Origin of the sequence: Citreimonas salinaria (assembly GCF_900107235.1) — a bacterium.
GTDB classification, from domain to species: Bacteria; Pseudomonadota; Alphaproteobacteria; order Rhodobacterales; family Rhodobacteraceae; genus Citreimonas; species Citreimonas salinaria.
In genome coordinates, this window is sequence record NZ_FNPF01000008.1 from 163,481 (window position 1) to 171,687 (window position 8,207).

At 67.9% G+C, this 8,207-nt stretch carries 8 protein-coding genes; 4 read left to right on the top strand and 4 right to left on the bottom strand.

Annotated features, from left to right (window positions below; all coding sequences use genetic code 11):
* Positions 1-36: 36 nt before the first annotated feature.
* From BLW27_RS11905 to BLW27_RS11920, 4 genes are all read left to right on the top strand, one after another.
* Positions 37-1,656, top strand: a complete 1,620-nt coding sequence (locus BLW27_RS11905; protein WP_089883605.1) for an AMP-binding protein — start codon at positions 37-39, stop codon at positions 1,654-1,656.
* 280 nt (positions 1,657-1,936) lie between these two features.
* Complete coding sequence (cuyA, locus tag BLW27_RS11910; protein WP_089883560.1) at positions 1,937-2,935, top strand: D-cysteate sulfo-lyase; 999 nt, start codon at positions 1,937-1,939, stop codon at positions 2,933-2,935.
* 30 nt (positions 2,936-2,965) lie between these two features.
* A complete protein-coding gene (locus tag BLW27_RS11915; protein ID WP_089883563.1) occupies positions 2,966-3,937 on the top strand; it encodes a YeiH family protein in 972 nt (323 codons plus the stop codon).
* 100 nt (positions 3,938-4,037) lie between these two features.
* Positions 4,038-4,733, top strand: a complete 696-nt coding sequence (locus BLW27_RS11920; protein ID WP_089883566.1) for an orotate phosphoribosyltransferase — start codon at positions 4,038-4,040, stop codon at positions 4,731-4,733.
* A 204-nt stretch (positions 4,734-4,937) separates the two neighbouring features.
* On the opposite strand, the gene BLW27_RS11925 is transcribed toward BLW27_RS11920, so the two are convergent.
* The 4 genes from BLW27_RS11925 to BLW27_RS11940 form a co-directional block, all read right to left on the bottom strand.
* Entirely contained in the window at positions 4,938-5,849 is a 912-nt protein-coding gene (locus BLW27_RS11925) for a CAP domain-containing protein (protein WP_218141107.1), read from the bottom strand.
* Between the two features lie 166 nt (positions 5,850-6,015).
* A complete protein-coding gene (locus tag BLW27_RS11930; protein ID WP_245710857.1) occupies positions 6,016-6,534 on the bottom strand; it encodes a siderophore-interacting protein in 519 nt (172 codons plus the stop codon).
* Positions 6,535-6,603: 69 nt separating this feature from the next.
* Positions 6,604-7,839, bottom strand: coding sequence for an MFS transporter (locus tag BLW27_RS11935; RefSeq protein WP_342708061.1), 1,236 nt, complete (start codon positions 7,837-7,839; stop codon positions 6,604-6,606).
* The coding region (locus tag BLW27_RS11940; protein WP_143042250.1) for a transposase at positions 7,820-8,207 on the bottom strand (388 nt) is incomplete at its 5' end. The genes BLW27_RS11935 and BLW27_RS11940, both read right to left, overlap by 20 nt.

Consider the following 8,207-nt stretch of genomic DNA (forward strand, 5'->3'; position numbering starts at 1 on the left):
GAAGCAAGGGAACAGGCCATGACGACCGCGAACGACGTGCTGGGGCCCTCGGCCCATGTCGACACCTTCACCCGGGACAACCTGCCGCCGGTGGACCAGTGGCCCGACTTCCTGCTGGACGGCTTCGACTACCCCGAGCGGCTCAACGCCGGCGTCGAGCTGACCGACCGGCTGGTCGAACAGGGACACGGCGACCGGGTCGCGCTGATCGGCAACGGGCGCCGGCGCACCTACAAGGAGCTGGCCGACTGGACCAACCGGCTGGCCCACGCGCTGGTCGAGGATATCGGCGTGAAGCCCGGCAACCGGGTGCTGATCCGCTCGGCCAACAACCCTGCGATGGTCGCGGCGTGGCTGGCGGCGATGAAGGCGGGCGCGGTGGTGGTCAACACCATGCCGATGCTGCGCGCGGGCGAACTGGCCAAGATCGTCGACAAGGCCGAGGTCGAGTTCGCCCTGTGCGACACCCGCCTGATGGACGAGATGGTGACCTGCGCGAAGGAATCCGCCTTCCTGAAGAAGGTGGTCGGTTTCGACGGCACCTCGAACCACGACGCCGAGCTTGACCGCCTCGCGCTCGAGAAATCCGTGAAGTTCGACGCGGTGCCCACGGGCCGCGACGACGTGGCGTTGCTGGGCTTCACCTCCGGCACCACGGGATCGCCAAAGGCGACGATGCACTTCCACCGCGACATCCTGGCCATCGCCGACGGCTACGCGCGCGAGGTGCTGAACGTCACGCCCGACGACGTGTTCGTCGGCTCTCCGCCGCTGGCCTTCACCTTCGGGCTGGGCGGGCTCGCGGTGTTCCCGCTGCGCTTCGGCGCAACGGCGGCGTTGCTGGAAAAGGCCTCGCCCCCGAACATGATCGACATCATCCAGACCTACCGCGCCACCGTGGCGTTCACCGCGCCCACCGCCTACCGGGTGATGCTGCGCGCGATGGACGAGGGCGCCGACCTGTCCTCCCTCCGCGCCGCCGTTTCGGCCGGCGAAACGCTGCCCGCGCCGGTCTACGAGGAATGGATCGCCAAGACCGGCAAGCCGATGCTGGACGGGATCGGCGCGACCGAGATGCTGCACATCTTCATCACCAACCGCTTCGACGACCACCGACCGGCCTGCACCGGCAAGCCCGTCGCCGGATACGAGGCGAAGGTCGTGGACCAGAACGGGCAGGAGGTGCCGCGCGGCACCGTCGGCCGCCTCGCGGTGCGCGGCCCGACCGGCTGCCGCTACATGGCCGACGACCGGCAGAAGGACTACGTGCTGGACGGCTGGAACATCACCGGCGACGCGTTCTCAATGGACGAAGATGGCTACCTGCACTTCGCCGCGCGCAACGACGACATGATCATCTCGTCGGGCTACAACATCGCCGGCCCAGAGGTCGAGGCCGCGCTGCTGGCGCATGACGCCGTGGCCGAATGCGCCGTGGTCGGCCGCCCCGACGAGGAACGCGGCGCCATCGTCGAGGCGCACGTGGTGCTGGCCGACGGCCACGCCCCGAGCCCCGAGATGGTGAAGGTCCTGCAGGATCACGTGAAGGCGACGATCGCGCCCTTCAAGTATCCCCGCTCGATCCGCTTCGTCGAAGCCTTGCCCAAGACCGAGACGGGCAAGATCCAGCGCTTCCGCCTGAAAGCCGACGCCTGAAAGCTGGCCTGATGGGCCTCCCCCGCGCCGCGCGCAGGCAGCGCCCCAGCGGCCAAAGCTTACCGAAAGGTAAATCCGTCTCTGCAAGCCATTGATTTTCCACGGGCGACCCGATGTCCCACCGTGGGACACCCGTTTCCGCCCCGCCCGGCCCCCCGCCGCCGGGGCGGCGAATTGACCGCCGGGCCTCGGGCGGGCCCGGGTCGAGACGGCCGAAACCGCCTCGCCTTCCGGCGCCTGCCGCGCTAGGCAAGGGCCGATCACAGACCGGAGAGCACCGATGAACCTCGCCCGTTTCCCCCGCCGCTTCCTTGCCCACCTTCCGACGCCGCTGGAACGGCTCGACCGGCTGAGCGCCGAGCTCGGCGGCCCCGAGATCTGGATCAAGCGCGACGACTGCACCGGGCTGTCCACCGGCGGCAACAAGACGCGCAAGCTGGAATTCCTGATGGCCGAGGCCGAACTCGCCGGCGCCGACATGGTGATCACGCAGGGCGCGACCCAGTCCAACCACGCCCGCCAGACCGCCGCCTTCGCCGCCAAGCTGGGGATCGATTGCCACCTGCTGCTCGAGGACCGGACCGGCTCGGACGATCCCAACTACAACGGGAACGGCAACGTCCTGCTGGACCACCTGCACGGCGCCACGACCGAGAAACGCCCCGGCGGCGCCGACATGCCTGCCGAGATGGAGGCCGTGGCCGAGCGGTTCCGCGCCGAGGGGCGCCGCGTCTTCACCATCCCCGGCGGCGGATCGAACCCCACGGGCGCGCTGGGCTACGTCAACTGCGCGTTCGAGCTGCTGGGCCAGCTGAACGACGGCGCGCTGGCGGTGTCGCACATCGTGCACGCCACCGGCAGCGCCGGCACGCAGGCCGGGCTGGTCACCGGCCTCAAGGCGACGAACGCGGGCATCCCGCTTCTGGGGATCGGCGTGCGCGCGCCCAAGCCCAAGCAGGAAGAGAACGTCTACAACCTCGCCGTCGCCACCGCCGAAAAACTGGGCTGCCCCGGCGTGGTCTCGCGCGACGACGTCGTGGCCAACACCGATTACGTCGGCGACGGCTACGGCATCCCGACCGAGGGCGGGATCGAGGCGATCCACCTCTTCGCCGAACTCGAGGGCATCCTGCTGGACCCGGTCTATTCCGCCAAGGGTGCGGCCGGGCTGATCGACCTCGTGCGCAAGGGGCACTTCACGACCGACGACCGGATCGTCTTCGTCCATACCGGCGGGTCCGCCGCGCTGTTCGGCTATGACCGGGCGCTTGCGCGCTAGGTGACCGGCCGGGGCGAAAAGGCGAGGGGCATGCTGCGCCCCGACGTGCTGCGCGGACTGCTGCTGGCGGGCATGATCGCCGCCGCCGCCACCTTTCTTGGACAAAGCTACGGCGCCCCGGTGATGCTGTTCGCGCTGCTGATCGGCATGGCGTTCCGCTTCCTCGCCGAGAATCCTTCCTGCCAGCGGGGAATCGAGTTCGCGTCGTCGACGCTGCTGCGGCTGGGAGTCGGCCTCCTGGGCCTGCGCCTGGCGGTCGAGGATGTGCAGTCGCTCGGCCTTGTCCCGGCTCTGGCGGTGGTCGGTCTGGTGATGGCGACGCTGGCCTGCGGGGCTGCCCTGTCCTTTCTGTTCGGGCGGAAGATGGCCTTCGGCCTTCTGGCGGGCGGGTCGGTGGCGATCTGCGGTGCCTCGGCCGCGCTGGCCATCGCCGCGGTCCTGCCCCGGCGCGGCGAGCGTGCACAGGACACGCTGCTGGTGGTGATCGGCGTCACCACGCTGTCGACCGTGGCGATGGTCACCTATCCGCTGCTGTTCCGCTGGCTGGGGCTGAGCGACGCGGAAAGCGCCTTTCTGATCGGCACCACGATCCACGACGTGGCGCAGGTGGTCGGCGCCGGTTATTCCGTGAGCGAAGAGGCCGGTCTTCAGGCGACCTTCGTCAAAATGCTGCGCGTGGCGCTGCTGCCGGTCGTCGTGATGCTGGTGATGCTTACCTTCCGCGGTGCGCAAAGTCAGCGGGTGGGCATCCCGTTGTTCCTGGTGATGTTCCTCGCGCTTGCCGTGCTGGCGAACCTGGGCGTGGTGCCCGCACCCGTCATCGCGGTCGTGTCGGACGTGTCGCGCTGGTGCCTCGTGATCGCGATCTCGGCGCTGGGCGTCAAGACGAGCCTTGCTGCGATCGCCCGCGTCGATCCGCGATATGCCGCGATCCTGCTGATCAACACGCTGATCCTGCTGGGCCTGGCGCTGGGGTTCGTGACCTGGGTCGGCCTGGGCTGAGGGCGCACGGCAACGCCGGCGCCCCAGGTGACGGTTTGGGCTATTGAAGCCGCGGGGCCCATGCTAAGGCGACTGCGCCCTCACGATACCGGATGCCGCGATGCTGACCACCACCTTTCCCGACGACGCACTGATGGCGTCGCTGACCGCCCGCGCCCTGATGGAGATCGACGCGATCCACTTCAGGCCGCAGGACCCGTTCAAGCTGACCTCGGGCCTCGCCAGCCCGGTCTACATCGACTGCCGCAAGCTGATCTCGTATCCGCGCATCCGCGGTACGCTGATGGATTTCGCCGCCTCGAAGATCCTGCGCGACATCGGGTTCGAGCGCATCGACGCCGTCGCCGGGGGCGAGACCGCCGGCATCCCCTTCGCCGCATGGATCGCCGAGCGGCTGGGCCTGCCGATGCAATACGTCCGCAAGAAGCCCAAGGGCTTTGGCCGCGACGCCCAGATCGAAGGCCACCTGCCCGAGGGCGCGCGCACCCTTCTGGTCGAGGACCTGACCACCGACGGCGGCAGCAAGATCCGCTTCTGCGAGGCGATCCGCAACGCCGGGGCCGAGGTCTCGGACACGATGGTGATCTTCTTCTACGACATCTTTCCGGACACGCGGCAGACACTTACTTCGCACGGCATCCGCCTGCACACGCTGGCCACCTGGTGGGACGTCCTTGCCGAGGCCAAGAAGGGCGGTCATTTCGACCCCGCGACCCTGACCGAGGTCGAGCAGTTCCTGCACGCGCCGCTGGACTGGTCAGGCCGGAACGGCGGCGCCACCGTCACGGCTTCGTAAACCGTTCGCACGCCGGATCGGCCTGCAAACGTGGCGGCAATGCGGGCCGTTCGATCCGGCAATCGAACCGGACGCAGACGGTCTCGCGGGAAGCGCGATGCGCGACAGCAAGAGGGCGTAAGGGCGAGGTGTATCCTTCGAACGGGGCTCACGGATCTGCCGCCGGGTGATCCGTAGCCTCGGATTCGCGGACGGCAAATGCCTTTAGCCGCGTCCGCCAAGGATTGCGACCGCGGTCGTTCGTCCCTCATCCCGTGCCTTTACAGCGAAGCCCAGATGCGTGGCGCGGGCGCCGCCGAAAGCGGTGTCCGCACCCTGATCGGCCCAGTCATCGACGATGCCTGTCATAGCCTCTTCCGACAGCGACCCGGCCCCGCCGCGGCTGGCGCTGAGGATCGACATGCTAGTCCAGCCAGTCGATTCCTCGGGCAGCAGTTCGAAAGCGTTCTCGGGAGCCTCGCCCGATAGGCGCTTCTCGAGCAATCGGTCAGCCGCGGCATCGAGCGGCACGCTCGCTTCGAGCGGGTCGAGCCCCATCCCCTTGCGGCGCGCGTTGATCCCCTCGAGAGCCGTGGCTCGGGCCTCCGCGACGCCGAAGTCGGGGTCGTCGGCTTCGTTGCCGCGGCCGGCAAAGGTCTGCACGGCGTAGATTTCGTTTCCTTCACCGGAGACTCCGAAACCGAATTGGTCGAAGCCTTCGGACAGGATCGCCGCGCGATGCTCACGGCTTTGCATCCAGCCTTCGTGGAATGTTGCGACTCGCTCGATGTCGGGCGGTGGTGCGCAGCCGGAGCACATAGCAATGTTTTCTCCGCTGAGCGCCCAGCGGCTGCCCCCGGCGGCGAGGAAGCGGTCGCGCGGCGTCTCCCCATCGGGAGCGACATGAGCATGGTAATCTCGTTCGAGCATATCGGCCGCATGGGTCTGCGCGGCTTCGTTCAGATCCGAACCGAGGCGCAGTTCGGACAGCCCTTCCTCGCGACGGGCCTCGTTCACGAGGTCGAGGGCGTGCTGGCGGAGGCGCTCCAGATCACCCGGCTCCTGCGCAGCTGCCGGCCCTGTGGTCATGCACACAGCAACGAGGGCCAGCCGGAAAATGGCGCTGGGCGACGTCACGAGCGGTCTCCTCTCGAAATACGAAAGCTCTACCGCTGCCAACCCCGCGGACCGGCCTGCGTTCCATAGGTTCAGGACCCGACGTTTGCAGGCGCTGCTCGGGTGCTGCAGGGGTAATACGGCGGCGACCCACGACCGCGTAGAAAGCGCGATCCGGATCGCCCGCTCAGCGTCTCGAGAAAGCGGGTCTTGCGTTAAACCGGGGAAGATCTCGCTCTCGATCGGATCGAGAGCGAGATCTTCTGGACACTCCACGCGATGCAGCTTCGCCAATCCGGCCATTTGCTGCAAAGCCGAGGAGCGGCCCCCCGACCCGACAGCCGCCCCCGCCGTGTCCCGCCACCAGAACCCTCGCGCCGTTGCTGGTGTGGGCGGCCCAGTGCGTCGTTCGATCGCCGTCACGCTGGTAGAGGTCGAATTCCAGGCGCCCGGACTGCGGATCGACGCGGCGCGCTGTGTAGACGGGTAGGTGCAACGCGTCCTGCCCCTTTGGCCAGATCGTTGCCCCGTTCGGGCCGAGGCGCGGCCAGACGAGCTTGCTACCGCCAGCCGGCGGCAGGCCGAGCCGGAAGTGAATGGCCGTGTCCGAAAAGCGGGAGACGTCGGCCTCCAGCGTCAGACGGCAGAAGCCGCAGTCCAACTGCTCGATCGCCTGCACGGTCATCAGTCGCGCGTTGTCCGGCAAGGCCCCCTCGTGCGCGCCATCCGACCAGCGGAGTGGATGCTGACAGTTCAGGCAAGAGCCGCCTCCTCTTCACGGGTTATGGCGGCCGCGCGCCAGATTGCTGGCAGCACCGCGAGAGACAGCGCAAAGGCGATGCCGAAGAAAACGCCGTAGCCCAAGCGCTCTGCCACGAAGCCGGCGGCGAGGCCCGCCACCATGCTGACCACCGCATCCATGCACTGAAACAAGGTGAAGTCGACGCCGCCCTGTCGTGGATCGGACCAGTTCATGAACTGCCCGTAGAGAGCGACAAAGCCGAACGCCATGACCGCGGCGCTGGCGACCATGGCCAGAGGTGCGACCGTGGCAGGCGGAACCAGCGCATCGCCCGCGGACATTGCAACCAGGGGCGAGGATTGCCGTCTGGAGCGCCACCGCCCCCACCAGTACGCGCCGCGTTCCAAAGCGGCGCACGAACGCGCCGCCGACAACGGCCCCGGCGAAGCCAAGCGTGAGGCTTCCCAGGCCGCTGAGGACACCGAGTTGCGCCAGATTGTAGCCCGCATCAATGAAGTAGGGCCCGAACATGCCCATGGCCGTTTTCTGAGCGACCACGTAGAGCGCTGCGATCAGTAGTCCCTGCCGCACCTCGGGGCGGGACAGCGCGGCACGCAGGCTCGGCTGGTGCGCCCATTCTCGTGTCTTGGCCCGACTGGCCACCAGAGCGAAAGGCAGGCAAAGCACAAGGATCACCAATGCCATGGCCCATGTTCCCGTGGTCCAGCCCGTCCGGTCCACCAAGACGAGGAACACGCCGCCTCCGATGGCCGCGCCCAGATAGGCCCCGCCGACTTGCGCAGCATTTCCCCATCCGTAGCGCGTGTGTTTCAGCGCTTCGACCGCGTAGCCATCGCAGGCGATATCGACCGTGGCGGTCGCGAAGGCCGCGAGCATCAGCACCGCCAGCACGGGCAGGACCGGGAACGGGCCGATCAGCCCCACGGCGAAAAGTGCGGCGATTACCACCGCCGTGCCCGTCAGCACAATCGGCGCCGAACGGTCCCGGCCGAGGCGCGGAAGGCGGAACCGTTCCACTGCAGGCGCCCAAAGAAACTTCAGCGCCCAGGGCAGCACCAGCAGGGACACGAGCCCGATCCGATCCAAGGGCAGTTCCTGCTGGCGCTGGACGCCTGGGAGGCCCGTCCAGGTGATGCCCCCGACAACGCTCTGGGCAATGTAGACGCTGCCGATCGGCGTTGTTGCACAAATTTCGCCTGAGGCGTGGCTGCCCCTTACCCCACTGACGTCATGCCGCGCGGACGATATCGGCGGTGCCGAGGGCGGTGAAGCGGTTCATAAGGGCGATGCGGATGTGGGTTTCGGCAGTCTGTCGGTCGGGGTCCCTGGCCATGATGCGATCGCCGAAGGATTTCAGGCATCGCATCTTCGCCTCGATCCGGCTGCGGGCGTGGTATCCCGTCCAGCCTTTCCAGAATGCCCGTCCGTAATATCGGGTGGCGCGCAGGGTGTCGTTTCTGGCGCGTGCAGCCGGGCAGTCTTCTTTCCAAAGACGTCCGTTCCTGCGGATGGGGATGGGGATGATCGCGGTGCCCTGCCGGTCGGTGATGGCTTTGTGGCACCGGCGCGTGTCGTAGGCGCCGTCGGCGGTGACCGTTCCGATCTGCTCGTCTTCC